The organism is Novosphingobium sp. SG751A (assembly GCF_013149295.1).
Taxonomy (GTDB): Bacteria; Pseudomonadota; Alphaproteobacteria; order Sphingomonadales; family Sphingomonadaceae; genus Novosphingobium.
In genome coordinates, this window is record NZ_JABGCB010000010.1 from 130,459 (window position 1) to 155,142 (window position 24,684).

Here is a 24,684-nt window from a genome sequence, read left to right on the forward strand (position 1 = left end):
GTAACCGCAAAATCAATCCCTTATTCCGTCTCGTTATTCGGCCCAATGCAGCCAGCTGCGCCAGAAACCGGCCTTACGCCGGGGGTTTTCCAGCAGCATGCCCAGATCCTGAGCCGCCAGAACGGGTGTGCCGTTGGCCTCCGGGCTGCCATTCCCTGCCTCACTTTGGTTAATCGGTGATAAAAGGGCAGGCTTTTGCGATGGGTCGTGGCCGAGCAGCGGCAGGATGCGATCCCCCAGCAGGAGCAGGCGGCGCGGCCCGGCCAGCGCGATGTGATGGGCCAGAACCGCGCCCATCCCTTCATGGCGCAGCAGATCCCAATCCGGCGCGGGCATCGCGCGGGGCAGCGCGGCGGCGATATAGCAATCGGACGCGCTCAAACCCATCACGCGCAGCATAGCCTCCAGCAGCTTGCCCTGCGGCCCTGACAACAGCTCGCCCGTTTCTGCATCCATGCTCTCAGGCATGGGCACCACCACCATCAGCGCCGCCCCGACACCCCCACGCGGGGTCACCCGTCCCGAGGTGCCGGTGGGGTCCAAGGTCGGCTCACCCAACCACCATGGCGCGAATTCGGCCAGTGTTTTGGGCCATTGCCCAACCTCTCCGCCAAGGCGCGGGCGGGGTGGGGGAGGCGGTGGTTTGGGCTTGGCCCGGATCATCATCGGCGGCGGAGCGCCTTCCTGTGCGATTTCCTCCAGCCATTCCTGCGGCTCGTCGCTATAGGCATAGCTGACCCCGGCCTCGCGCCACCAGTCGAGCGCGGCGGCGATCTGGGCCGAGAGGGGAGCTTGCGCGGTCATTGCGCGCCTGATTGGCGGCATTGGGGGTGGATGGCAAGATGCTGTACGGGATTTTCGTACAAAGCGCCTTGCCTGCGCGGGGCGCCCGCGCCATGGGAGGCGCCATGGAACCTTGCGATTTCCCCCTCTCCGAAACGGCTTATGCCAAGATCAACCTTGCGCTCCATGTGCGCCGCCGCCGCGAGGATGGCTATCACGAGCTGGAAACGCTCTTCGCCTTTGTCGATGCGGGCGATGCTTTGACCGCGACGCAGGCCGGCGGGGATTCGCTGACCATCACCGGGGAATTCTCGCCCTTACTGGCGGGCGAGGAGAGCAATCTGGTGCTGGACGCGCTGGCGCTGATCCCGCGTGATGGCGGCTGGGCGGTGGCGTTGGACAAGGCGCTGCCGGTGGCGGCGGGGCTGGGCGGGGGATCGGCCGATGTCGGCGCGATTTTCCGTATGGCGCGGCGGGCCGGGGTTTTGCCCGATGACTGGCATGGGCTGGCTGCGGGGCTGGGGGCAGATGTGCCCGCCTGTGTCGAGAGCGTGGCCATGGTCGGGCGCGGTACGGGGACGGAATTGGAGGCGGCGCCTGAGGATCTGAAGGGCTGCCCTGTGCTGCTGGTCAATCCGCGCGTGCCTTTGCCCACCGGTCCGGTGTTCAAGGCGTGGGATCGGGTAGATCGCGGCGCCATGCCGCGGGGCAGCGCGCGAGAGATCTCCATGCATGGCCGTAACGATTTGGAAGGGCCTGCGATTTCGATTTGTCCGCCGGTGGCCGATGTGTTGGCGGCTTTGGGTGAAACGGGGGCCTGGCTTGCGCGAATGTCGGGTTCGGGGGCGACATGTTTTGCCCTGTTCGATGATGTGGCCGCGCGCGATGAGGCTGCCGCCTGGATCGCGGCCAGCCATCCGCAATGGTGGCAAATGGCGGGGCTGTTGCGATGATCGCGCGCGAAACCGACGCCTATCGCCTGTTTGGCGAACCCAAATTCGGCGGCATTCTGATCGTGTCGGACCATGCTAGCAACCGGGTTCCTGAAGGCGTGGATCTTGGCATCGCGCCCGAATTGATGGACCAGCATATTGCCGTGGACATTGGCGTGGGCGCGATTGCGCAGATCATGGCGCAGCGCCCCGGCATTGCCGCCTATTGCGCGCATGTCAGCCGCCTCGTCTGCGATCTCAACCGCGGCGACCATCAGGCCGCCACTATCCCCCATGTCAGCGATGGCCATGCGATCCCCGGCAACGACCTTTCGCCCGAAGCGCGCGAGGCTCGTTTGGCCCGGTTTCATCACCCTTATCACGCTGCGCTTTCGCAATTGCTGGATGATGCGCCGCCTGCGCTGCTCCTCTCGCTTCACAGTTTCACGCCGCGCCTTGCCACCAGCGATGAGCCGCGCCCATGGCAGATTGGCGTCCTGTATAATGAGGACGACCGCGCCGCGCGCATCGCTACTCCCCTGCTGGAGGCTGAGGGGCTGATTGTGGGGGATCAATTGCCCTATTCAGGCCGCGTGCTGAATTACACGATGAATCGCCACGCTGAGGCCGAGGGGCGCCCCTATCTGGGCGTCGAGATCCGGCAGGACTTGATCGGCGACCCGAAAGGGCAGGCCGAATGGGCCGAGAGAATGGTGATGATTTGTAATAAAGTTGCGCTAAATCTTCCTTGATTGCAATTTTCTATTTGCCACTTGCCCCCGCCTTTAGTAGGGGCGCAAACGTCATTTCGAGTCTGCCGGAGTAGTCCCATGCCTGCCTATCGTTCACGCACCTCCACCCACGGCCGCAACATGGCGGGCGCACGCGGGCTGTGGCGCGCCACAGGCATGAAGGACAGCGATTTCGGCAAGCCGATCATTGCGGTGGTCAACAGCTTTACCCAGTTCGTGCCGGGCCACGTCCACCTCAAGGATCTGGGCCAGATGGTTGCGCGCGAGATCGAGGCGGCGGGCGGCGTTGCCAAGGAATTCAACACGATCGCCATCGATGACGGCATCGCGATGGGTCATGACGGCATGCTCTATTCGCTGCCCAGCCGCGATCTGATTGCCGACAGCGTCGAATATATGGTCAATGGCCATTGCGCCGACGCGATGGTCTGCATCTCGAACTGCGACAAGATCACGCCCGGCATGCTGATGGCCGCGATGCGTTTGAACATCCCGGTCGTCTTCGTTTCGGGCGGGCCGATGGAGGCGGGCAAGGTCGTGCTGCGCGGCAAGGAAGTGGCGCTCGATCTGGTCGACGCCATGGTCGCGGCGGCCGACGAGGCCTATACCGACGAGGAAGTGAAGACCATCGAACGCTCGGCCTGCCCCACCTGCGGCAGCTGCTCGGGCATGTTCACCGCCAATTCGATGAACTGCCTGACCGAGGCTCTTGGCCTCTCGCTGCCGGGCAATGGTTCGACGCTGGCCACGCATAGTGACCGCAAGGAACTGTTCCTGCGCGCCGGGCGTCTGGTGGTGGAACTGTGCAAGCGTTATTATGAGCAGGACGATGAAAGCGTGCTGCCGCGCAACATCGCCAGCTTCGAAGCGTTTGAAAACGCGATGAGCCTCGATATCGCCATGGGCGGGTCCACCAACACCGTGCTGCACCTGCTGGCCGCTGCGCAGGAAGCGGGCGTCAATTTCACCATGAACGACATTGACCGTCTCTCGCGCCGGGTGCCCTGCCTGTCCAAGGTGGCTCCGGCGAAGAATGACGTTCACATGGAGGATGTTCACCGCGCGGGCGGGATCTATTCGATCCTTGGCGAACTGGAACGCGGCGGGCTGCTCCATGCCGATCTGCCCACCGTTCATTCGCCCACTTTGCGCGATGCGCTGGCCAAGTGGGACATTGGCCGCAGCAACGATCCCGAAGTGCAGGAATTCTTCCTTGCCGCCCCCGGCGGCGTGCCCACGCAGGTGGCCTTCAGCCAAAGCCGCCGTTGGGAAAGCCTCGATACCGACCGCGAAAAGGGCGTGATCCGCAGCTGCGAACATGCGTTCAGCAAGGATGGCGGTCTGGCGGTCCTGTTCGGCAATATCGCGCTCGAAGGCTGCATCGTCAAAACGGCGGGTGTGGATGAAAGCATCCTGAAATTCACCGGCCCGGCCAAGGTTTACGAAAGCCAGGATGCGGCGGTGACGGCGATCCTGACCGGACAGGTCGTGGCGGGCGATGTGGTCGTCATCCGCTATGAAGGCCCCAAGGGCGGTCCGGGCATGCAGGAAATGCTCTATCCCACCAGCTATTTGAAGTCGAAGGGGCTGGGCAAGGCCTGCGCGCTCATCACCGACGGGCGCTTTTCGGGCGGCACCTCGGGGCTTTCCATCGGCCACGCCTCGCCTGAGGCGGCCGAGGGCGGCGCGATCGGTCTGGTGGAAACCGGCGATGTGATCGAGATCGACATCCCCGGCCGCACGATCAACCTTGCCGTCTCGGACGAGGTTCTGGCCACCCGCCGCATCGCGCAGGAAGCCAAGGGCTGGCACCCCGCCAAGGAGCGCCCGCGCAAGGTTTCGACCGCATTGAAAGCCTATGCCGCGATGACCACCAGCGCGGCGCGCGGCGCGGTGCGGGATCTCTCGCAACTGAAATGATGGCGCCCACCCAGATCCTGTCCGCCGAGCAAATGCGCGCCGCTGAAGGCACGCTGATCGCGGGCGGGATCAGCGTGGATGAACTGATGCAGCGCGCCGGGCGCGGGGCGGCGGATTATGTCTGGCGCATCGCTGGTCCCTCGCGCCGCGTCACGGTGCTGACCGGGCCGGGCAACAATGGCGGCGATGGCTGGGTGATTGCCGAGGCGATCCGGCAGATGGGCGGCCATGTGGTCGTTGTCCCTGCTGCTCCGCCTCGCACCGATGCGGCGCGGATGGCGCAGTCGCTTTATTCTGGCGCGGTGGCCGATGGTGTGATCGATGGCGATGTGCTGGTCGATTGCCTGTTCGGCACCGGGCTGACGCGCGGGCTGGGGGATGCCGATCTGGCGCTGCTGAATGGTCTGGCGGCGCGGCATGGCAAACGGATTGCGGTCGATCTGCCCAGCGGGATCGCCACCGATACGGGGGCGGCGTTGAATGATGGCCTGCCCGATTATCACCTGACGATAGCGCTGGGCGCGTGGAAGCCTGCGCATGTGCTGATGCCCGCCGTGGCGCGGATGGGGGCGCTGCGGCTGGTGGATATTGGCTGTGCGGCTTTGGCCGATGCGGGGCAGGTGATCGGGCGGCCTCGATTTTATGCTCCTGCGGTCGACGCGCATAAATACCGGCGCGGGCTGCTGGGCGTGGTGGCGGGCGCGATGCCGGGTGCGGCGGTGCTGGCGGCCACGGCGGCGCAGGGCGCGGGCGCGGGTTATGTCAAAGTGCTTTGCGATGCGCCGCTGGCGGTGCCGGTCGATCTGGTTTGCGCGCGGGCGGATTTTGGCGATGACCGGCTGAATGCGCTGTTGGTCGGGCCGGGGCTGGGGCGCGATGCCGGCGGGCATTTCCTGCTGGCCGAAGCTTTGGCGGCGGGGCGGCCCACTGTGCTGGATGCGGATGGATGTTATCTTCTTTCCAAAGGGATGTCGGCCACTATTGTCACGCCGCATGAAGGTGAACTCGCCGCACTGGAGCGTCATTTTGACAGCCGGGGCGAGGACAAGGTCTCGCGCGCGCGCAATCTGGCGCAGGCCAGCGGGATGGTGATCGTGGCCAAGGGGCCGGACACGATTGTGGCCGCGCCCGATGGGCGCTGGGCGGCAGCTGCGCGCGCTTCAAGCTGGCTTTCCACGGCGGGGACGGGCGATGTGTTGGCGGGCGCGATTGCCAGCAGGCTGGCCACGGGGGCCGAACCTTTCGCGGCGGCCTGCGAAGGCGTCTGGCTGCATGGGCAAGCGGCGCGGATTACGCCGCCGCCTTTTTCTGCCGGAGAACTGGCCAAATCCATCGCAAAGGCCTATCGGGCCAGCCTCTAGAGTTAAGGGGCCAGCATGAGTGACGATCCGATCCTGCGCATTGCCGCCAAAGGCGATGGCATAACCGCCAGCGGGGCCTATGTGGCCGGCGCGGCGCCGGGGGATGTCGTGCGCTCGGACGGCTCGATTGCGCGCGGGACCAATTATGCCGCACCCGCCTGCCGCCATTACGGCACCTGCGGGGGCTGCACCTTGCAGCATGTGGGCGATGAGGCTTTGTCCGAATTCGTGCGCGACCGGGTGGTCCATGCCGCGCGCGGGCAGGGGATGGAGCCGGAGATTCTGGCACCCACGCATCTTTCGCCTGCCGGATCGCGGCGGCGTGCTGCGCTGCGCGCGGCGCGGGTGGGCGGCGCCATCGCCTTGGGCTATTCCGAGGGCGGGTCGCACAAGCTGGTCGATCTGAAAGAGTGCCCGGTGCTGGCGCCCGAACTGGTCGCCGTTCTGGGGCCTTTGCGCAAATTGCTGTCGCGGCGCGATGGGCGCTTTGCGGTGGAAGTGGACCTGACGCTGGCCACTCAGGGCGTGGACGTTTCGCTTAAAGGCCTGACGGTCGAAGGTTTGCAGCAGACCGAGGCGATGCTCGATTTCGCCCGCGACATTGGGCTGGCGCGCCTTTCGCTGGATCAGGGCTATGGGCCGGAGAGCTTGTGGGAGCCGGACGGGATTACGGTCAACCTGTCGGGGGTGGAAGTGCCTCTGCCGCCCGGCGCCTTCCTTCAGGCCACTCTGGATGGCGAGCAAGCGCTGGTGGGCGCGGCGGTGGAATGGCTTAAGGGCGTCTCGCCTGTGGCCGATTTGTTTGCCGGGCTGGGGACTTTTGCCTTTGCCCTGGCCAAGGCGGGGGCCAAGGTGCTGGCGGCCGAGGCTGATCGCGCGGCGTTTCTGGCGTGCAAATCGGCGGCGGGGCGGTCTGGGCTGATCGTTCATCCGTTGCACCGCGATCTGTTCCGCAATCCGTTGATGCCTGATGAGCTGAACCGGTTTGGCGCGGTGGTGCTGGACCCGCCGCGGGCGGGCGCGCGCGAACAGGTGGGGCGCATCGCCGCCAGCACGGTCAAGCGCGTGGTCTATATCAGTTGCAACCCGTCAAGCTGGGCCCGTGATGCGGCGCAATTGATCGAGGGCGGCTATCGTCTGGCCGAATTGCGCCCGGTGGGACAATTCCGCTGGACCACGCATGTCGAACTGGCCAGTCTGTTTGTACGGGACTAAATCACGCTGAGGTAAAAGGCCCGGACCGCGAGCGCCAGCAAGGTGAGGGTGGAAAGGGCGAACAGCCGGATGCGGGTGGGGATGGTGTTGACCGTGCATTGCCAGAGCGAATGCACAACCCGCAGCACCACATAGGCCCAGCCCAGCGCGACATCGATCAGGCCGCTGTTGGGCAGCGCCAGCATCAGGCAGACTGCATAAAACAATGTAGGTTGTTCGAGCAGGTGGCTGTAATTATGCGATTTCCACATGACATCGGGCGGCACGCGGCCTTCCAGATCGCATCCGCGCATGCCGGGGGTGGCATCCTTTGCCCCCAGCCCGGCCCGCGCCAGATGGGCAAAGCGGGTGCGCGCCATCCAGATCAGCACGATCAGCGTCCAGATGGCCAGCACCGCCGCCGGCGTCGGCATTGCCTTGTTCATCGCCGATATCCCCCCGGTTGCTCCGGGGGCGGGGGATTATAAGCCCCGATACCGCCGGATGACGATCAGGCGATAGTAACCCAGCGGGCCGTCCTGTGTCTCCACCGTTGCGATGCTGCCTGCCAGATGATGGGCGACCTCGGCCAGATCCGGGCGAGGGGTGACGTGGAAATGCGCCAGCCAGCGCATCAGCACCCAGCGCAAGGGCGTGGGCAGCCCTTCGCCCATGCCGAAATCGACGATGTGCAATTCGCCCCCCGGCGCCAGTACGGCGATGCCCTGGGCGATGGCTTCCTCCCATGCAGGGATCATCGAGAGGGCGAAAGAGATCATCACCCGTTCGAAATGCGGCCGGCCAAACAGATCCTGCGCATCAAAATCGCAGGCATCGCCTACCGCCAGGCGCGCGCGGGCGCCCAGTCGATCCTGCGCGGTTTCCAGCATCAGCGGTGAAATATCGAGCCCGTGGATCTGGGTCTTGGGCCAAAGTTCGCGCACCAGCGAAAGGTTGCGCCCCGTGCCGCAGCCCACCTCCAGCACTGCGCTGCCATAGGGCATGCGCAGGCCGCGGATCAGCCGGTCGCGTCCGAACAGGAAATATTTGCGCGTGACATCATAGATATGGCGCTGCCAGCGATAGACGCTGTCCATCAGATCGCCATGGGTGTCGATAACAGGAGCAGTAGCCATGGGGATCATCCCTTGAAGCGATAGAGGTGGAGGCCGCCATAGATCGAGGAGCGGTCGGCGCGGATCAGGTCGCGCGCTTCGGCCTCGCTGTAATCCCAGCGTGAGAGGGTTTCATCCGGCACGCGGCCGGGCAGGAGCGTTTCCTCGGCCGCCGTGCGGAACAGGACGCGCGCGCCGGGGCGGGCGGTGCGGGTGATCTGTTGCCACAGGTCGGTCAATTGCGCGTCGCTCATCCAGTCCTGCGCGTCGAGCAGGATGTAGCGGTCGAGGCTGGCATCGCTCTGTTCGCGCAGATGGTCGGTGAAATTGACGTGGCGCCAGTCGATGCGGTCGATGCGGTCGCGCACCGCGTCATAATTGCCGGGCTGGAGATAGGGCGGCAGCGGGGCGTCCGGCCCCTTGCCATAGCCGCGGTTGAAGGCCTGCCATGCGAAGTAATTCTCGCCCACGGCAAAGTCGCAGGCCAGCTTTTCCAGCCTTGCGCGCAGCACGTTGGCCATGCGCTGATCGCCCGCCAGCGCGTCGAACTGCGCGGGGGGGATGCCGAGGCCATAAAGGCTGGCGGGCTGGTTGGTCAGCCAGCGGATGAAGCGTTTGTCGAAGACAGGCGCGATCTTTTCGTCAAAGATGCGGCGCTGGTCCTCAATGCTCTGCGCATCCAGAATGGCGCGCAGATCGACCCGGTACAGCCGCGCGACCAGATGGGCCATGCCGATGAAATTGCCCAGCAGCCCGCGCTTGTAGATACCGCTGGCAAAGCCGCCGATTCGCTTGCGCCCGGCCAGATCACGCCCTTCCCAATAGCGGCGCGTGGGCTCATCCAGATGCGGGGCCAGATATTGGCGATAGGCGGCCAGATTGGCCTTGTTGTCGGCCTCGACAAAGAAGCGGCGCAGCGATTCGTAATCGGGCAAATGGCGGAAGGCGGCATATTTCAGCCGCCCCAGCGCGATATGCGCGGTGTTGAGGTCCACCGCCGTGATCTGGGCCGGATCGGCGACCAGATAGGACAGCGCATTGCACGAGCCCGAGGCAATGGTGACGATCCGGCTGTCGGGCGCGATTTCAAGCGCGGCCATGTCCACCACCGGATCTTCCCAGATCTGGGCATAAACGAGGCCGCGAAAAGCCAACGCGAAGGCCCGATCGGCAAGGCGTTCGCTTGGCTTGGCGTGGCTGCGCACCACGGCCCTGTCAATAATATGAGGGGCGATGACAGGGGCGGCGCGCAAAGGGGCGGACATGGGCGACTGATCTCCGGCTGAACTATTTTCAGCGCTCATATGACCGGTGCGTTGCGCCGCCATGACGGGGCCGTGACGATTTGACGACAATTGGGCGCATCAAGGCATGTTGTGCTGTCACAATCCGGCCCTATATGGCGGCATTCGGATTTTTCAGGGTCGGGCATCAGCGCCGGCCCGTTTTTATGGAGTTTCGCCCATGGGCAAGGTTCTGGTGATTGGCGCCGGCGGCGTCGGCTCGGTGGCGGTGCACAAGATGGCGATGAATGCGGATATTTTTTCCGACATCCATCTGGCCAGCCGCACCAAGAGCAAGTGCGATGCGATTGCCGTGTCGGTCAAGGAGCGCACGGGCGTCGATATCACCACCTATGCGATCGATGCCGAGGATGTGCCCGCGCTCGCCGCTCTCATCAAGCAGATCGGGCCCAAGCTTGTGGTCAATCTGGCGCTGCCTTATCAGGATCTGACAATCATGGACGCGTGCCTGATCGCGGGCGCACACTATATGGACACGGCGAACTATGAGCCCAAGGACGTGGCCAAGTTCGAATATCACTGGCAATGGGCCTATCAGGATCGCTTCAAGGAAGCGGGCCTGACTGCGCTGCTGGGCAGCGGCTTCGATCCGGGCGTGACCAGCGTGTTCGCCATGTGGCTCAAGAAGCATAAGCTCAAGACCATCCGCCAGCTCGACATTTTGGATTGCAACGGCGGCGATCATGGCCAGGCTTTCGCCACCAACTTCAACCCGGAAATCAACATCCGCGAAGTGACCGCGCCTGCGCGCCACTGGGAAGGCGGGGAATTTGTTGAAACCCCGGCGATGGCCAACAAGGTTCAGTTCGACTTTGCCGAAGTCGGCCCCAAGAACATGTATATGATGTATCACGAGGAACTGGAAAGCCTTGCCAAGTTCCTGCCGGAGCTCGAGCGTGCGCGTTTCTGGATGACCTTTGGCGATGAATACATCAAGCATCTGACCGTGCTGCAGAATGTGGGCATGACCCGCATCGATCCGGTCATCTACAATGGCGTGGAAATCATTCCGCTCCAGTTCCTCAAGGCCGTTCTGCCCGAACCCAGCACGCTGGGCGCGACCACCAAGGGCAAGACCAACATCGGCGACATCGCCACCGGCGAAGCGCTGGACGGCAGCGGTGAGAAGACGTTCTACATCAAGAACATCTGTGACCACGAGGAATGCTATGCCGAAACAGGCAATCAGGCGGTGAGCTACACCACCGGCGTTCCGGCCATGATCGGCGCAGCCATGATCATGCAGGACGTGTGGACCGGTGCGGGCGTGTTTAATATCGAACAGTTCGATCCCGATCCCTTCATGGACATGCTTAACAAGCACGGCCTGCCGTGGAGCGTGGAAGAGCTGGAAGGCCCGGTGGCTTTCTAAATGAAGGTTTTTTGCTGATGAATTGGGGCTTGATCCTGCCCCCGCTGATGCTGGCGGGGTCGAACCTGTTCATGAATGTGGCGTGGTATGGTCACCTCAAGGCGCCCCACAAGGCGATTTGGGTGGCTGTGCTGGCGTCATGGGGGCTGGCCTTTTTCGAATATTGGCTGGCCGTTCCCGCCAATCGCCTTGGGGCAAAGGCCTATTCGCTGGCCCAGCTCAAGACGATGCAGGAAGTTTTTTCGCTGGCGGGTTTCGTGCTGGTGGCATGGGCGCTGTTCGGGCAAAAGCCGGGGCTGGCGCAACTGGCGGGCTTTGCGCTGATTATCGCGGGCGCAGCGCTGATTTTCAAAGGAAACTGAAGCATGGAAACTCGTGCAGGCGATCCGGGCGCGTTTGCGCATTTTGACCTGAACCGTGTCAATTCGCCCGCCTTTGTGGTGGACGAGGCGCGGCTGCGGGCCAATCTGTCCGTGCTGGCCGATATTCGCGACCGGGCGGGGATCAAGGTGCTGGCCGCGATGAAGGCGTTCAGCATGTGGCGCGTCGCCTCGATCGTGGGCGAATATCTCGATGGCGTCTGCACCAGCGGCCTGTGGGAAGCGCGTCTGGCGCAGCAGTCCTATAAGGGCGAGATTGCGACTTATTGCGCTGGTTACAAGGCCGAGGATCTGCCCGAAATCTGCGCGATTTCCGACCATGTGATCTTCAATTCGCCGAGCCAGTTTGCCCGCTTCCGCCCGATTCTCGCCGAACAGGGCGGCGATTTCGACATCGGCTTGCGTATCAATCCGCTGCATCGCGAGGGCGAGGTCGAGAAATACGATCCCTGCGCGCTGGGTTCGCGGTTGGGCTTTCCGGTCGATCAGGTGACGGCCGAGCATCTCGAAGGCGTCACCGGCCTGCATTTCCATACTCTGTGCGAGCAGGATTTTGAGCCGCTCCAGCGCACATGGAACGCGCTCTATCCCACGATTGCTCCCTGGCTGGCGGTGAATGGCGGACCGATCCGCTGGCTGAACTTTGGCGGCGGGCATCACATCACCCGCGCCGATTATCAACGCGACGATCTGGTTGCTTTCCTCAAGGCTGTGAAGGCGCAGACCGGCTGCGAGCTTTATCTCGAGCCGGGCGAGGCGGTGGCGCTTGATGCCGGCATCCTGATCGGCACGGTGCTGGATACGCATACCAACGGCATCCCGGTGGCCATCGTCGATATTTCGGCCACCTGCCATATGCCCGATGTGATCGAGGCGCCCTATCGTCCCGCCATGTTGGGCGAGCGCGAGGAGGGCGAGGTGGTGCGTCTGGGCGGGCCGTCCTGTCTGGCGGGCGATGTGATTGGCGATTATCGGCTGTCGGTGCCTTGCGAGCCGGGGCAGCGTTTCGCCTTCCTCGATCAGGCCCATTACTCGATGGTCAAGACCACGACCTTCAACGGCGTGCCGCTGCCTTCGATCTGGCTCTGGAACAGCGCGGATGATTCGCTGGAATGTGTGAAACATTTCAGTTGGGAGACATTTCGCGACCGTTTGAGTTGATCGCGTGATTCGTTGATTAAGCAAAGAAATATCAATAGGATAAATTGGCGGCGCGTCATCCGTTTCGGGTGGCGCGTCGCTTTGCTTTTGTCATGAAACTGTCATGTGATTCTGGGATGATATTGGGATAGTCCAGTTTTCCGCCATTCGTGGCCAAAGCTGCGATCAGGCGTGATTTTTCCGCTTGCACCCCCCGACAAACGGCCTATATGCACCCCCCTCGCTGCCCCATGGGGACTTCCAAACCGCAAGGCAGCTTTTCACCATTGTGTTTATCTTGGCCGAATGGCCTATTGGGGGTCCCTTGCGTTGTCCATTCATCTTGATGCATCGGCTGTAGTTCGCGCCCTCGCGCCCAACGAACCCGTTATCCTCAATCGCCCGCAAGCTGCTGCGCGCGCTGCCCGCTTCTTTGTTGAGAAGTTTCCGGGCAAGTCGCTCTATGCCGTGAAGGCCAATCCCTCGCCCGACCTGCTGGCCGTGCTGTGGGAAAATGGCGTTACGCATTACGACACCGCCAGCATCGTCGAGATTCGCCTTGTGCGCGAAACGCTGGGCGCCGAGCCGACCCTTTGCTTCATGCACCCGGTCAAGCCGGTGGCCGCGATCCACGAGGCCTATCACATCCACGGCGTTCGCACCTTCAGCCTGGACAGCCAGGAAGAGCTGGAAAAGATCGTCGAGGCTACCCGCGACCGTGATGGCAATGCGGCCACCGACCTTTCGCTCTGCGTGCGCCTGCGCGTGTCGAGCGAATATTCTGAGCTGAGCCTCGCGTCGAAGTTCGGGATCGATCTGGCCGATGCCGCCCCGCTGCTCCAGGCTACCCGTCAGGTTGCCGATTGCCTAGGCATCTGCTTCCACGTCGGTTCGCAGGCCATGACGCCCTTTGCCTATGTGCAGGCGCTGGAACGCGTGCGCGCCGCGATCGTCGATGCGTCGATCACGGTGGACATCATCGACGTTGGCGGCGGCTTCCCCTCGATCTATCCGGGGATGGAGCCTGCGCCGATGGAGGACTATTTCGCCTCGATCCACCGCGCGGCCGAATCGCTGCCGGTGTCCTACTCTTCCGAGCTGTGGTGCGAACCGGGCCGGGCGCTGTCGGCGGAATATAATTCGATGATCGTGCAGGTGGAAAAGCGGCGCGGCAACGAGCTGTTCATCAACGAAGGCGCCTATGGCGCGCTCTATGATGCGGCCCATGTCGAATGGCGTTTCCCGGTCAAATGTCTCAACCCCGAGCGTGATAGCGCCGAGGAAGACTTCGCTTTCTATGGCCCGACCTGCGACGATGCCGACTATATGGAAGGCCCGTTTCGTCTGCCCGCCAATATCCAGCCCGGCGATTACATCGAAATCGGCATGCTGGGCGCCTATGGCGCGGCAATGCGTACGCGCTTCAACGGCTTTGGCACCGGCATGGTGGCCGAGGTTGGCGACGAGCCGATGGCGACGCAATATTGCGGCACCCGCCGCGACCCGCGCCATTCGGACAATGTGGTGCGCCTGCGTTAAGGCCCTCGCAGAAGAGATAAAAGGGGGCGGCTCGGCAACGGGTCGCCCTCTTTTTTGTTCATTGCCTCGAAAACGGCACGGCAAGGGCTTTCGCTCGGGGCGCACGCATCCTACATGCTGGATATGGCCCGCCCGACTCCGACACAGTTCGACAAGAAAAAGACCGTTGCCGAAAACCGGCGCGCGCGTTTCGACTATTTTATCGAGGATAAGCTGGAGGCGGGCATCGCTCTCACCGGCACCGAGGTGAAGTCCTTGCGCTTTGGCGAAGGCTCGATTGCCGAAGCCTATGCCGAGGTGCGCGATGGTCAGGTCTGGCTGGTTAACGCCAATGTGCCCGAATTCAGCCATGGCAACCGCTTTAACCATGAACCCAAGCGCCCGCGCAAATTGCTGCTGCATGAGCGTGAGATCGCCAAGCTGACCGGCGCGGTGGAACGCAAGGGCATGACGCTGGTGCCGCTTTCGGTCTATTTCAACGGACGGGGTCGGGCCAAGGTCGAACTGGCGCTGGCCAAGGGCAAGAATGACGCGGACAAGCGCAACACGATCAAGGACCGCGAATGGAAGCGTGATCAGGCCCGGATCATGAGGGAATACAAGTGAGCGGGCGGCGGCTCGTTTCTCTGTCCAATTGGGCGCGAAACCTGCTGCCCACCCGATCGGCTTTGGAAAAAAGCCGTATTATCGCCCCCTTCGCCCATCTGGTGCTGCGCGCCGATCTGTGGCGGTTCAACCGGCGCAGCGTGCCGCGCGGGGTGGCGGTGGGCCTGCTGGTCGGCATTTTCGCGTTGATTCCCGGTGTGCAACTGGTGGGTGCCGCACTGATGTGTGTGCCGTGGCGCGGCAATATCCCGCTGGCGGGCGCGATGACCTTCCTTTCCAATCCGGCCACAACGCCTTTCATCATGGTGGGCGCGATTTCGGTAGGTAACAATTTTGGTTTCCACGCGGATCTGAACACGCTCGATCACCTGTATCGCAGCGGGGCAGGGTTAACCGAATGGAGCCGCTGGCTGTTTTCCGACGGCGCGCCCGCGCTGCTGCTGGGCCTTGGCGTGATTTCTCTGGCCAGTGCGGCGGTGGGCTATGTGGTGGCTGCGCTGGTATGGCGGCGGGTGGTGCTGGTGCGTCATGCGCGGCGGCGGCAACGCGCTGGCGCGCAAGGCTGAACGAGATGATGACGGGGGAGCAGGAGCGCGGCGTCAGGCTGGCGCCGGGGATCGGGCTGTTGGTGGTGGCGGTTGCCCTGCTGATCAGCGCGGGTCTGGTGTGGCTGGCAACACGGCAGATGGGCGCGGTGGCCGGCTTTGTGGGCGGGGCGCTGGTGCTGGGGGCTTCGGCCTTGATGCTGGGGCGCGGCGCGGGCGCGGCGCCCGATGCCGAACCGGGAGAGCCTGACTGGGCAGTGACGGTGGCCGCGATCGAGGGCGATGCGGCGGTGGCGATTGTCGATCGCGCGGGGCGGCTGGTTTGCGCCAATGGCGCGTTTGAGGCCGGTTTTGGCGCATGGGCGCCCCCGGCTTTGCCTTTTGGCGATAGGGCGGGCGCTTTGGAGGATCTGGCGCGGGCGGCATGGCGCGATGGCGCGGCCTCGGATCGCGTAGCCGGGCCTGATGGCACGCGCTGGCGGATCGAGGTGGTGCGTGCGGGGCGGGCCGAAGCCTATCTGATCTGGCGATTGCATGCGCTGGCGGCGAGCGATCCGGTGGCCGAATTGTGCGGTCATCTTGCGGGCAAGTTGGGCCTTGTGCTTGGTCATGCAGGATTTTGCGCAGCTCTCGTCGAAACCGATGGCACTATTCGTGCGGCCAACAAGGTATTTGCCCAAAGGTCGGGCGCGGAAGGCATGTTGGCGGGCCGCCCCTTCATCGGCCTGTTGACTCAGGATGAGCAGGATCGGATTTTTTGGGCGCATGATGTCAAGCATTCGGTGCCTTTGACATTGTTTTACCTGCCCTTGGTCGATCCCGACGGGCCGGATCTGGCCGACCCTCAGCAAAGCCCCTCGCTGATGCTGTTGGTCGATCAGGGTGTTGGCCTTGGTGGCAGCGGCGAGGTGAGCGCGGCGGTGCCGCATCTGCAGGCCTTGCTGGGCGGATTGCCGCTGGGGCTGGCGATGGCGGATCGTGATGGGCGGCTGCTGTTTGCCAATGCCGCCTTTATGCGCGCAGCGGGGCGCGAGGGAGGCGATATGCCGACCTATCCCACCGATCTGGTGGTGCGCGAGGATAAGGCGGCGCTGTCGGATGCGGTGCGCCGCTTTGGCTATGGCGCGGCGACCAGCGGCGACGTTGCGGTGCGTCTGGCTGCGCAGCCCGAGGACCCGGTGTCGCTCAGCCTTGCGGGCGTGCGCGGGCTGGGCGAGGCGGCGGTGCTGCTGGGCCTGACCGATACGACCGAGGAAACGCGGCTCAAGCGGCAGGTGGCGCAGGCGACCAAGATGCAGGCGGTGGGCCAGTTGGCGGGCGGGGTTGCGCATGATTTCAACAATGTGCTGACCGCGATCATCGGCACATGCGACCTGATGCTGCTGCGCCACACGCCGGGGGACAGCGACTATGACGATATTCAGCAGATCCGCGCCAATTCGAACCGTGCGGCCAGTCTGACGCGCCAGTTGCTGGCCTTCAGCCGCCAGCAGACTTTGCGGCCGCAGGTCTTGCAACTGCCGGATATTGTTTCGGATATTACCCAGATGCTGCGTCGCCTGATTGGCGAGAAGATCCGCCTGGAGGTCAGCCATGACCGCGATCTGGGCGCGGTGCGGGCCGATCCGACGCAGGTGGAGCAGGTGATCGTCAACCTTGTGGTTAACGCGCGCGATGCGATGCAAGAGGCCTCGCGCAAGGCGGGCGGCGACGGCAGCGGGGCGCTGATTCTAGCCACGCGGCGGGTGCCGGCGGCCGATGTGCGCGCGATGGGCAGCGATATTCTGCCGATTGCCGATTACACGGCGCTGGTGGTGCGCGATACGGGCGGGGGCATTCCAGCCGATATTCTGGGCAAGATCTGGGAGCCGTTTTTCACCACCAAGGAGCAGGGGCGCGGCACCGGGCTGGGCCTTTCAACGGTCTATGGCATTGTAAAACAATCGGGCGGCTTCATCTTTGCCGATAATGTCGCGGCGCAGGACGGGGTTGCGGCGGGCGCGCGCTTCACGGTCTATCTGCCGGTGCATCACGGCGCGGTCGAGGTGGCGGCGCGTCCGTTGGAAGAGGTGAGCGCCTGGGCGGGCGGCGGCGATATCCTGTTGGTTGAGGATGAGGATGCAGTGCGCGTGGTGGCCGAGCGGGCGCTGAGCCGGGCAGGCTATCAGGTGACCACGGCCAGCGATGGCGAGGAGGGCGTCGAGGCGGTGATGGCGCGGCGCGATTCGGGGGCTGCGATGTTCGATCTGGTGGTTTCCGATGTGGTGATGCCCGCGATGGATGGTCCGGCGATGGCGCGTGCCATTCGTGCCGTGGAGCCCGATTTGCCGGTATTGTTTATGTCAGGTTATGCCGAAGAGCAGTTGCGGCGTGAGATTGATATAGTAAATATGTACTTCATACCTAAGCCTTTTTCCGTAAATCAGATAGCGGGAAAAGTGGCTGGCGTGCTGGCCAAAAAGGCGGGGAAAAAGGGTTGAGCTGAGCGGTTGGAATAATTTTGTTCCGGCCTTGTTCTTGTGGAACAAATCCGATACACAATGCCGTGTTGACCTTTGGCAACAGCGCCTTAGCAAGGAGACGGCACGTGGCAGCTCAACTCAAGCTGATTCAAGAAGGCAAGGACAAGGACAGCATGGACCGTCAAAAGGCGCTGGAAGCCGCACTGGCACAAATTGATCGGGCGTTTGGCAAGGGTTCTGCCATGCGTCTGGGGGCCAAGGAGACGATGCAGGTGGAATCCATTTCCACCGGATCGCTGGGTCTTGATATTGCTCTGGGGATTGGCGGCTTGCCGCGTGGGCGTATCGTGGAAATCTATGGTCCGGAAAGCTCGGGCAAGACCACGCTGGCGCTGCACGCGATTGCCGAGGCGCAGAAGGGCGGCGGCACGGCGGCCTTTGTGGACGCTGAACATGCGCTCGATCCGGTCTATGCCAAGAAGCTGGGCGTCGATATCGACAATCTGATCGTCTCGCAGCCCGATACGGGCGAACAGGCGCTGGAAATCGTCGATACGCTGGTGCGTTCGAACGCGATTGACGTGCTGGTGGTCGACTCGGTGGCCGCGCTGGTGCCGCGGGCCGAAATCGAAGGTGAAATGGGCGACAGCCATGTCGGCCTTCAGGCCCGTTTGATGAGTCAGGCGCTGCGCAAGCTGACCGGTTCGATCAGCCGTTCGCGTTGTATGGTGATCTTCATCAACCAGGTGCGCATGAAAATCGGCGTGATGTACGGCAATCCGGAAACTACGACAGGCGGTAACGCGCTCAAATTCTATGCTTCGGTGCGTCTGGACATTCGCCGCACCGGCCAGATCAAGGATCGCGACGATATCGTCGGCAATGCGACCCGCGTGAAGGTGGTGAAGAATAAAGTGGCGCCGCCTTTCAAACAGGTCGAATTCGACATCATGTATGGCGAAGGCATTTCGAAGATCGGTGAAATCCTCGATCTTGGCGTAAAGGCCGGGATTGTGGAGAAATCGGGCGCGTGGTTCAGCTATGATTCGATCCGGATCGGGCAGGGACGCGAAAATTCGAAGAATTATCTGCGTGAGCATCCCGAGATTCGTGACCGCATCGAAAATGCGATCCGTGCTCAGACTGAAGGGCTTGCGGGCGAGATGATGGTTGGGCCCGATGCCGAAGACGATGCGTGATTCCTTCGGTTGAAGGTTGAAAAGGCAAGGGGCGCGGGCGAAATTCACACTCGCGCCCCCAATTTTTTTGATGCCGGCGGGAACAATCAGCAGAAACTGGGCAAAACCTTGCACTGTTCGGCAAAAACGATGGCTCTGATTGCGCCTTCCTGCTTGTCCGCCGCCCTTTGGTAGCTTATCGGCAAGCCCCATGATCTCGACGAACGACATCCGCCGCTCCTTTCTCGAATACTTTGGCTCGAATGGCCATGACGTGGTGCCGTCTGCGCCGCTCGTGCCCTATAACGATCCGACGTTGATGTTCACGAATGCGGGCATGGTCCCGTTCAAGAATGTCTTTACGGGATTGGAGACGCGAGCGATCCCGCGCGCCACGAGCAGCCAAAAGTGCGTGCGCGCCGGCGGCAAGCATAACGATCTCGACAATGTCGGTTATACGGCCCGCCACCACACTTTCTTTGAAATGCTGGGGAATTTCTCTTTCGGCGATTATTTCAAGGAACAGGCGATTACCCATGCGTGGACGCTGCTGACCAAGGAATGGGGGCTGGCTAAGGACAAGTTGCTGGTCACGGTCTATCACACCGATGATGAGGCATTCGGCCTGTGGCAGAAGATCGCCGGCCTGTCGGAGGATCGCATCATCCGCATTCCGACCAGCGATAATTTCTGGTCGATGGGCGATACTGGCCCTTGCGGGCCTTGCAGCGAAATCTTCTTCGATCATGGCGATCATATCTGGGGCGGCCCTCCGGGTTCGCCTGAGGAAGATGGTGACCGCTTCATCGAAATCTGGAACCTCGTGTTCATGCAATTTGAGCAGCAGGCAGATGGCGCGCGTCTGAGCCTGCCCAAGCCGAGCATAGACACCGGCATGGGGCTGGAGCGCATTGCCGCCGTGATGCAGGGCGAGCATGACAATTACGACATCGACACATTCAAGGCGCTGATCGCGGCTAGCGAATCGCTGACAGGCGTGAAGGCAGAGGGCGACACCCGCGCCAGCCATCGCGTGATCGCAGACCATCTTCGTTCGACCAGCTTCCTGTTGGCCGATGGCGTGCTGCCCAGCAATGAAGGACGCGGCTATGTGTTGCGCCGCATCATGCGCCGCGCGATGCGTCATGCCCATCTGTTGGGCGCGAAGGATCCGTTGATGCATCGTCTGGTGCCTTCCCTGGTGACGGAAATGGGCGCGGCCTATCCCGAACTGGGCCGGGCGCAGGCGCTGATTCAGGAAGTGCTGGAGCGCGAAGAAACCAAGTTCCGTCAGACGCTTGATAAGGGGTTGAAACTGCTTGACGAGGCCACCGATGGTCTTGGCGGGGGCGGCACGCTGGCGGGTGAAACCGCCTTCAAGCTCTATGACACCTATGGTTTCCCTTATGACTTGACCGAGGATGCGTTGCGTTCGCGCGGGATCAGCGTCGACAAGGACGGATTTGACGCGGCGATGGCGCAGCAGAAGGCCGCCGCGCGCGCAGCATGGAAGGGCAGCGGCGAGGCCGCCGCCGGCGAAGTGTGGTTTGACATTGCCGAGCGCGTTGGGGCGACCGAATTCACCGGTTATACGAGCACGACCGGTGAGGCGCAGATTGTCGCCATCGTCAAGGATGGCAAGGAAGTCGAAAGCGCTGGTGCAGGCGATGCGGTGACGATCATTACCAACCAGACGCCTTTTTATGGCGAATCGGGCGGTCAGATGGGCGATGCGGGCACGATCACCGGCGCTGACGGTTTGACCATTTCGATTGCCGACACAGCTAAGCCGCTGGGCCGCCTGCACGCCCATGGCGGAAAAGTTGAGAGCGGCAGTGTCAAGGTGGGCGATGCGGTCGTGCTGGCGATTGATGTGGCGCGGCGTGATGCGATCCGGGCGAACCATTCGGCCACGCACTTGTTGCATGCCGCGCTGCGCAATCGTCTGGGCGCGCATGTGACGCAGAAGGGGTCGATGGTTGCGCCCGAACGTCTGCGTTTCGACTTTTCCCAGCCTGTCGCGCTGACGGCGGAAGATATTGCGGCGATCGAGGCCGAGGTGAATGCGGAAATTCGCGGAAATGAGGCGGTCAACACCCGCCTGATGAGCCCGGAAGATGCGATTTCGGCGGGCGCGATGGCGCTGTTTGGCGAAAAGTATGGCGAGGAAGTTCGCGTGCTTTCGATGGGCAGCAAGGCTGATGGCAAGAATTTCTCGGTTGAGCTTTGCGGCGGCACCCATGTGCGGGCGTTGGGCGATATTGGCGTTCTGCGCATAGTGAGCGAAAGCGCGGTATCGAGCGGCGTGCGCCGGATCGAGGCGCTGACGGGCGAGGGCGCGCGTCAGTGGTTTGTGAACCGCGAGGAGCAGTTGAAGGCTGCCGCGTCGGCTTTGCGCACCACGCCTGATGAGGTTGAGGCGCGCGTGGTGGCGCTGCTGGACGAGCGCAAGAAGCTGGAACGCGAATTGGCCGAGGCCAAGAAGGCGCTGGCTTTGGGCGGCGGCGGGGCGGCGGCGCAGGCGGCGGATGAAACGATCAATGGTGTGACCTTCAGCGGTCAGGTTATTGACGGGTTGGACGCCAAGGAATTGCGCGGACTTCTCGATACCGCCAAGCAGCGGATGGGCAGCGGCGTTGCTGTGATCGTTGCTGTCAATGAAGGCAAGGGCGCGATTGCGGCGGCTGTGACTGAAGATCTGACGGGTAAGGTCAGCGCGGTCGATCTGGTGCGCGCGGGCGTTGCGGCGTTGGGCGGCAAGGGCGGCGGCGGGCGTCCGGATATGGCGCAGGGCGGCGGGCCCGACGGCGCCAAGGCCGCCGACGCGATTGCGGCGGTCAAGGGTGTGATTGCAGGGTAAAGTTACTGATCTTATTAGTTTCTAAAAAGGGCTATCGCGGGGAAGCTGCGGTGGCCCTTTTGCTTTTGGCGGACCGCCGTGGCGATCGGACCGGCACGTATGAAAGCATGCAGCACGGCATTGAGAACCTGACTGCTATGCGCCGCGCTTTTTCTGCAGAAGTATGATGCTGGGGTCGAATTCACGTAGTGGAGGCCGATGCGGTGATCGGCAGGCCGCGCAGACGGTAAAGCCAAACGGGGATCGGCACTCTGGGTATTTATAATTTTTTACGGGACAGCGGACGTCCGATACGGATTGAGCCCAAGGGTAACCCCGACCGGAATGACTAGACTGTGGCGCATGACATGATGCGCGAATGCCGCCGGGCGCATCGCTCTGCGCCCGGCGATCCTGTCTAACCTACGCGTTCGCGCAGGCTGCTGCTTTTCAGTTTGGGTTTTTCGCTCAAGCCGCCATCATGCATGATGATCTCGCGGTATTCGTCGCGTTTTTCGTGAATCGAGGCGATGACGAAGCCCATCGGCACGCCCAGTTCGACCAGCACAGCCTCGGACAATTGCAGTGTCGCCTCCAGCGTTTCGGGGATCGCATGGGTGGCCCCGGCGCGATACATGGCGGCGGCGTGGACCGTGTCGCGGGCGCGGGCGAGAATCGGCAGGTCCGGATATTGCGCGCGCAATTTCTTGACCAGACGCTGGGCCGTGCGCGGTTCATCCATGGTCAGGATGACGCAATTGGCGCGATCTAGGCCAAGTCTTTCAAGCATATGGCTCGATGATGCCTCACCGAACGTCGCACGATAGCCCTGACGCACGGCGCCGGCGATCAGGTCGGGGTCGGAATCTACACCCACATAGGGCTTGTCATGAGCCTTGAGCATATCCGCGACCAGCCGCCCGACACGACCAAAACCAATGATCACGGCGTGGGAGGCGGTTTCCTCATCAAGATTTTGCGCATGATGAGAGGCGGCATCGACCCGGCGCGCAAGTCGTCGTCCCCCCCAAGCCAAGAGCGGGGTCACGGTCAGGCCCAGGGCCGTTACCGTTTGCCAGAATTGGGCGGTCGGAGGCGCGATCAGTGACGCGCCGCTGGCGGTGGCCAGCACGATCAGCGTGGTTTCCGAAGGGCTGGACATCAGGATGCCCGCCTCGGTAGCAACGCCGCGCCGCGCGCCGGTCAGACGCAGGATGCCCGCCGTCACCGCTGCCTTGACCACGACCACCCCCGCCGTGGCAGCGATGATCGCCACCCAGTTTTGCGCGACTGCGGCAAGGTCGATGCTCATCCCGACGGTGATCAGAAAAACGCCTAGTGCCAGACCCTTGAACGGGGCGATGATGCCTTCGACTTCGGTGTGATATTCGGTTTCGGCGATCAGCAGGCCCGCGATCAGCGCACCCACGATGGGCGACAGGCCAACGCCCGCCGTGGCCAGCGCGGCTACGATCACCACCAGCAGGCTGGCCGAGAGGAAGAGTTCGGGGCTTTTGGTGCGCGCGGCCTGAGCGAACAGATGGGGCAGCATATAGCGGCCAAAGACCATCAGCACCGCCACCACCAGCGCGCCGTAACCCAGCGTTTGCGCCAGTTCCATCCAGCCCGCACCTCCGGCGCGCGGGGCCATTGCGCCCAGCAGGAAGATGATCGGCACCAGCGCCAGATCCTCGAACAGCAGCATGGCGAGTGCGGCGCGGCCCACCGGCGTCGTGGATCCGGCGATGGGCAGCACCAGCGCGGTGGAGGACATGGACAAGGCAAAACCCAGCCCGATCGCGCCCGCCGCGCTTTGCCCCATCAGCTTCAGCCCGACCCCTAGCGCCAGTGCCGCCAGCAGCAATTCCGCCGCACCCAGCCCAAGCACCTGTTTGCGCATGGCCCAGAGGCGATCAAAGGACAGTTCGAGCCCGACCGAGAACAGCAGAAGGATGATGCCGAATTCGGCAAAGGGCGCCAGCGCCTGCGCATCCGTGATCGTGATATAGGCCAGCCACGGCGCGTCGGCCACATGGCGGCCAAGACCATAGGGGCCGACCAGCAGGCCGACCAGAATGAAACCGATCACCGGCGTAATACGAAAACGGGCGAAAACCGGGATAACGATGCCCGCTGCGCCCAGAATGACCAGCGCATCGCCCAGAGGCGTGGAGGGAGAGAAAGAAACATGAGCCATGGAGGCAGGCTAGGGCATGGGGGCGTGCATGTCACGGCTGGATCGGGGGCAGACATGGAATGTGGCGGTTTTGTCATGACTTAGTCATAAAAACACTATCTGTTGCAAATCTTGCAACATCCATTGCATTTTTCGCTTTTCCAGTCGGGGCGAATCGGTTAGCCTCTCTTCAACGAAAAGAAGTTTGGGGATTTGTTGGATGCGTAAGACCGGTAAGCGGATTTGGTTGCTGTTAGCAGGATATGCGGTTTCGGCCGCTGGCGTGCTCGCCATCCCTGCGCAGGCCGCCGATCTTGCTACGCCGGTGACCATGGCCGCTGCGGTTCAGGTGGAATCGCCCTCGACCTCGATGGCGCTTTCGCCTGTCGCGGCGGCCATGGATCTGATGCGTTCGGGGCGCTCGGCCGATGCGCTGGCGTTGCTGGAACCGGCGATGGGCAAGCTGCAGGGGATGAGCAAGGGTTCTGCCCGGCCTTATTGCCAGCATGATGGCTCGATCGCGCGCGGGGTTCGGGTTCTGGACGCGGATTTGTGCGATGCGCTCTATCTGCGCGCCTTTGCGCTGACCGAGCTGGGGCGCCGCACCGATGCGGTTGAGGCTCTTGAGCAGCTGACCCAACTTTCGCCCGATTATCCGCGCTACTTCGTCGAACTGGCCTATGCCTATCGGGCCAGCGGCGACAAGGCGGGTGCGATGGAAACCTATCGCCATGCCGCTGAACTGGCCTCGGCGCCGGGGCAGCAGAAGTATCGCGCGGCGGCACTGCGCGGCATCGGCAATCTGCTGGTGGATAAAGGGGATCTCGAAGGTGGGGAGAAAGCCTATCGGGACAGTCTGAGCGACGATCCGCAAAACAAGGTCGCGCTTGGCGAACTGCAATATATCGCCCGTAAGCGGGCGGCCATGGAACAGAAGGGCGGCTAAGACCCTAATGACCCTCTTTCAGGGGGGAAGCTGAAGGGCGCCTGTTCACGCAGGCGCCCTTTTTATTTGGCCTCGGCCCTTCTATTCATGCCCCCGCGCAAAACGCGCAAACAAGAAGAGGCCCGGTTTCCCGAGCCTCT

General features: G+C 62.9%; 20 protein-coding genes. 15 read left to right on the forward strand and 5 right to left on the reverse strand.

Annotated elements, in window-relative coordinates; genetic code table 11:
• Window positions 1–33: 33 nt before the first annotated feature.
• Window positions 34–804, reverse strand: a complete 771-nt coding sequence (locus FHW96_RS14955; protein WP_172341382.1) for a hypothetical protein — start codon at window positions 802–804, stop codon at window positions 34–36.
• A gap of 104 nt (window positions 805–908) precedes the next feature.
• Here FHW96_RS14955 and FHW96_RS14960 point away from each other — a divergent pair, with 104 nt between their 5' ends.
• The 5 genes from FHW96_RS14960 (at window position 909) to FHW96_RS14980 (ending at window position 6,963) form a co-directional block, all read left to right on the forward strand.
• Entirely contained in the window at window positions 909–1,736 is an 828-nt protein-coding gene (locus FHW96_RS14960) for a 4-(cytidine 5'-diphospho)-2-C-methyl-D-erythritol kinase (RefSeq protein WP_172341383.1), read from the forward strand.
• Window positions 1,733–2,467 (forward strand): N-formylglutamate amidohydrolase, encoded by a 735-nt coding sequence (locus FHW96_RS14965; protein WP_172341384.1) that lies wholly within the window; start codon window positions 1,733–1,735, stop codon window positions 2,465–2,467. The genes FHW96_RS14960 and FHW96_RS14965 overlap by 4 nt, the downstream gene beginning before the upstream one ends.
• A 78-nt stretch (window positions 2,468–2,545) precedes the next feature.
• Entirely contained in the window at window positions 2,546–4,387 is a 1,842-nt protein-coding gene (ilvD, locus tag FHW96_RS14970) for a dihydroxy-acid dehydratase (protein ID WP_172341385.1), read from the forward strand.
• Window positions 4,384–5,748 (forward strand): NAD(P)H-hydrate epimerase, encoded by a 1,365-nt coding sequence (locus FHW96_RS14975; protein WP_172341386.1) that lies wholly within the window; start codon window positions 4,384–4,386, stop codon window positions 5,746–5,748. The genes ilvD and FHW96_RS14975 overlap by 4 nt, the downstream gene beginning before the upstream one ends.
• A gap of 15 nt (window positions 5,749–5,763) precedes the next feature.
• Window positions 5,764–6,963: a class I SAM-dependent RNA methyltransferase gene (locus tag FHW96_RS14980; RefSeq protein WP_172341387.1), complete on the forward strand. Its 1,200-nt coding sequence runs from the start codon at window positions 5,764–5,766 to the stop codon at window positions 6,961–6,963.
• Here FHW96_RS14980 and FHW96_RS14985 read toward each other — a convergent pair.
• From FHW96_RS14985 to FHW96_RS14995, 3 genes are read right to left on the reverse strand one after another with little or no spacing between them, the layout of a single operon-like run.
• A complete protein-coding gene (locus tag FHW96_RS14985; protein ID WP_172341388.1) occupies window positions 6,960–7,388 on the reverse strand; it encodes an MAPEG family protein in 429 nt (142 codons plus the stop codon). The genes FHW96_RS14980 and FHW96_RS14985 overlap by 4 nt on opposite strands.
• 36 nt (window positions 7,389–7,424) lie before the next feature.
• Window positions 7,425–8,078 carry a class I SAM-dependent methyltransferase gene (locus FHW96_RS14990; protein WP_172341389.1) on the reverse strand — a complete coding sequence of 218 codons (654 nt, stop codon included), beginning with the start codon at window positions 8,076–8,078 and terminating at the stop codon, window positions 7,425–7,427.
• 5 nt (window positions 8,079–8,083) lie between these two features.
• The gene (locus tag FHW96_RS14995; protein ID WP_172341390.1) at window positions 8,084–9,322 is read right to left on the reverse strand and encodes a DUF3419 family protein; all 1,239 of its coding nucleotides are present in this window, start codon (window positions 9,320–9,322) and stop codon (window positions 8,084–8,086) included.
• A 199-nt stretch (window positions 9,323–9,521) separates the two neighbouring features.
• Between FHW96_RS14995 and FHW96_RS15000 the strand changes: the two genes are divergently transcribed.
• The 9 genes from FHW96_RS15000 (at window position 9,522) to alaS (ending at window position 21,443) form a co-directional block, all read left to right on the forward strand.
• Entirely contained in the window at window positions 9,522–10,733 is a 1,212-nt protein-coding gene (locus tag FHW96_RS15000) for a saccharopine dehydrogenase family protein (protein WP_172341391.1), read from the forward strand.
• A 17-nt stretch (window positions 10,734–10,750) separates the two neighbouring features.
• Window positions 10,751–11,095, forward strand: a complete 345-nt coding sequence (locus FHW96_RS15005) for a DMT family protein (protein ID WP_172341392.1) — start codon at window positions 10,751–10,753, stop codon at window positions 11,093–11,095.
• A gap of 3 nt (window positions 11,096–11,098) precedes the next feature.
• The gene (locus tag FHW96_RS15010; protein ID WP_172341393.1) at window positions 11,099–12,274 is read left to right on the forward strand and encodes a carboxynorspermidine decarboxylase; all 1,176 of its coding nucleotides are present in this window, start codon (window positions 11,099–11,101) and stop codon (window positions 12,272–12,274) included.
• 309 nt (window positions 12,275–12,583) lie between these two features.
• Complete coding sequence (locus FHW96_RS15015) at window positions 12,584–13,792, forward strand: type III PLP-dependent enzyme (protein ID WP_172341394.1); 1,209 nt, start codon at window positions 12,584–12,586, stop codon at window positions 13,790–13,792.
• A 123-nt stretch (window positions 13,793–13,915) separates the two neighbouring features.
• Window positions 13,916–14,398, forward strand: coding sequence for an SsrA-binding protein SmpB (gene smpB, locus FHW96_RS15020; RefSeq protein WP_172341395.1), 483 nt, complete (start codon window positions 13,916–13,918; stop codon window positions 14,396–14,398).
• Window positions 14,399–14,460: 62 nt separating this feature from the next.
• Window positions 14,461–14,964, forward strand: coding sequence for a DUF2062 domain-containing protein (locus FHW96_RS15025; RefSeq protein ID WP_253950983.1), 504 nt, complete (start codon window positions 14,461–14,463; stop codon window positions 14,962–14,964).
• Between the two features lie 5 nt (window positions 14,965–14,969).
• Window positions 14,970–17,423 carry a response regulator gene (locus FHW96_RS15030; protein WP_172341396.1) on the forward strand — a complete coding sequence of 818 codons (2,454 nt, stop codon included), beginning with the start codon at window positions 14,970–14,972 and terminating at the stop codon, window positions 17,421–17,423.
• Window positions 17,424–17,530: 107 nt separating this feature from the next.
• Complete coding sequence (gene recA, locus FHW96_RS15035; RefSeq protein WP_172341397.1) at window positions 17,531–18,604, forward strand: recombinase RecA; 1,074 nt, start codon at window positions 17,531–17,533, stop codon at window positions 18,602–18,604.
• Window positions 18,605–18,794: 190 nt separating this feature from the next.
• Window positions 18,795–21,443, forward strand: coding sequence for an alanine--tRNA ligase (gene alaS / locus FHW96_RS15040; protein ID WP_172341398.1), 2,649 nt, complete (start codon window positions 18,795–18,797; stop codon window positions 21,441–21,443).
• Window positions 21,444–21,840: 397 nt separating this feature from the next.
• Here alaS and FHW96_RS15045 read toward each other — a convergent pair whose 3' ends face one another.
• Window positions 21,841–23,619 (reverse strand): cation:proton antiporter, encoded by a 1,779-nt coding sequence (locus FHW96_RS15045; protein ID WP_172341399.1) that lies wholly within the window; start codon window positions 23,617–23,619, stop codon window positions 21,841–21,843.
• A gap of 262 nt (window positions 23,620–23,881) precedes the next feature.
• Here FHW96_RS15045 and FHW96_RS15050 point away from each other — a divergent pair, with 262 nt between their 5' ends.
• Window positions 23,882–24,544 (forward strand): tetratricopeptide repeat protein, encoded by a 663-nt coding sequence (locus FHW96_RS15050; RefSeq protein ID WP_172341400.1) that lies wholly within the window; start codon window positions 23,882–23,884, stop codon window positions 24,542–24,544.
• The last annotated feature ends 140 nt before the right edge of the window (window positions 24,545–24,684 follow it).

What these genes read in the sequence shown, in the direction of transcription:
- FHW96_RS14955 (WP_172341382.1), bottom strand. Translation starts at nt 804, where the DNA reads ATGACCGCGCAAGCTCCCCTCTCGGCCCAGATCGCCGCCGCGCTCGAC.
- FHW96_RS14960 (WP_172341383.1), top strand. Translation starts at nt 909, where the DNA reads ATGGAACCTTGCGATTTCCCCCTCTCCGAAACGGCTTATGCCAAGATC.
- FHW96_RS14965 (WP_172341384.1), top strand. Translation starts at nt 1,733, where the DNA reads ATGATCGCGCGCGAAACCGACGCCTATCGCCTGTTTGGCGAACCCAAA.
- ilvD (WP_172341385.1), top strand. Translation starts at nt 2,546, where the DNA reads ATGCCTGCCTATCGTTCACGCACCTCCACCCACGGCCGCAACATGGCG.
- FHW96_RS14975 (WP_172341386.1), top strand. Translation starts at nt 4,384, where the DNA reads ATGATGGCGCCCACCCAGATCCTGTCCGCCGAGCAAATGCGCGCCGCT.
- FHW96_RS14980 (WP_172341387.1), top strand. Translation starts at nt 5,764, where the DNA reads ATGAGTGACGATCCGATCCTGCGCATTGCCGCCAAAGGCGATGGCATA.
- FHW96_RS14985 (WP_172341388.1), bottom strand. Translation starts at nt 7,388, where the DNA reads ATGAACAAGGCAATGCCGACGCCGGCGGCGGTGCTGGCCATCTGGACG.
- FHW96_RS14990 (WP_172341389.1), bottom strand. Translation starts at nt 8,078, where the DNA reads ATGGCTACTGCTCCTGTTATCGACACCCATGGCGATCTGATGGACAGC.
- FHW96_RS14995 (WP_172341390.1), bottom strand. Translation starts at nt 9,322, where the DNA reads ATGTCCGCCCCTTTGCGCGCCGCCCCTGTCATCGCCCCTCATATTATT.
- FHW96_RS15000 (WP_172341391.1), top strand. Translation starts at nt 9,522, where the DNA reads ATGGGCAAGGTTCTGGTGATTGGCGCCGGCGGCGTCGGCTCGGTGGCG.
- FHW96_RS15005 (WP_172341392.1), top strand. Translation starts at nt 10,751, where the DNA reads ATGAATTGGGGCTTGATCCTGCCCCCGCTGATGCTGGCGGGGTCGAAC.
- FHW96_RS15010 (WP_172341393.1), top strand. Translation starts at nt 11,099, where the DNA reads ATGGAAACTCGTGCAGGCGATCCGGGCGCGTTTGCGCATTTTGACCTG.
- smpB (WP_172341395.1), top strand. Translation starts at nt 13,916, where the DNA reads ATGGCCCGCCCGACTCCGACACAGTTCGACAAGAAAAAGACCGTTGCC.
- FHW96_RS15030 (WP_172341396.1), top strand. Translation starts at nt 14,970, where the DNA reads ATGATGACGGGGGAGCAGGAGCGCGGCGTCAGGCTGGCGCCGGGGATC.
- alaS (WP_172341398.1), top strand. Translation starts at nt 18,795, where the DNA reads ATGATCTCGACGAACGACATCCGCCGCTCCTTTCTCGAATACTTTGGC.
- FHW96_RS15045 (WP_172341399.1), bottom strand. Translation starts at nt 23,619, where the DNA reads ATGGCTCATGTTTCTTTCTCTCCCTCCACGCCTCTGGGCGATGCGCTG.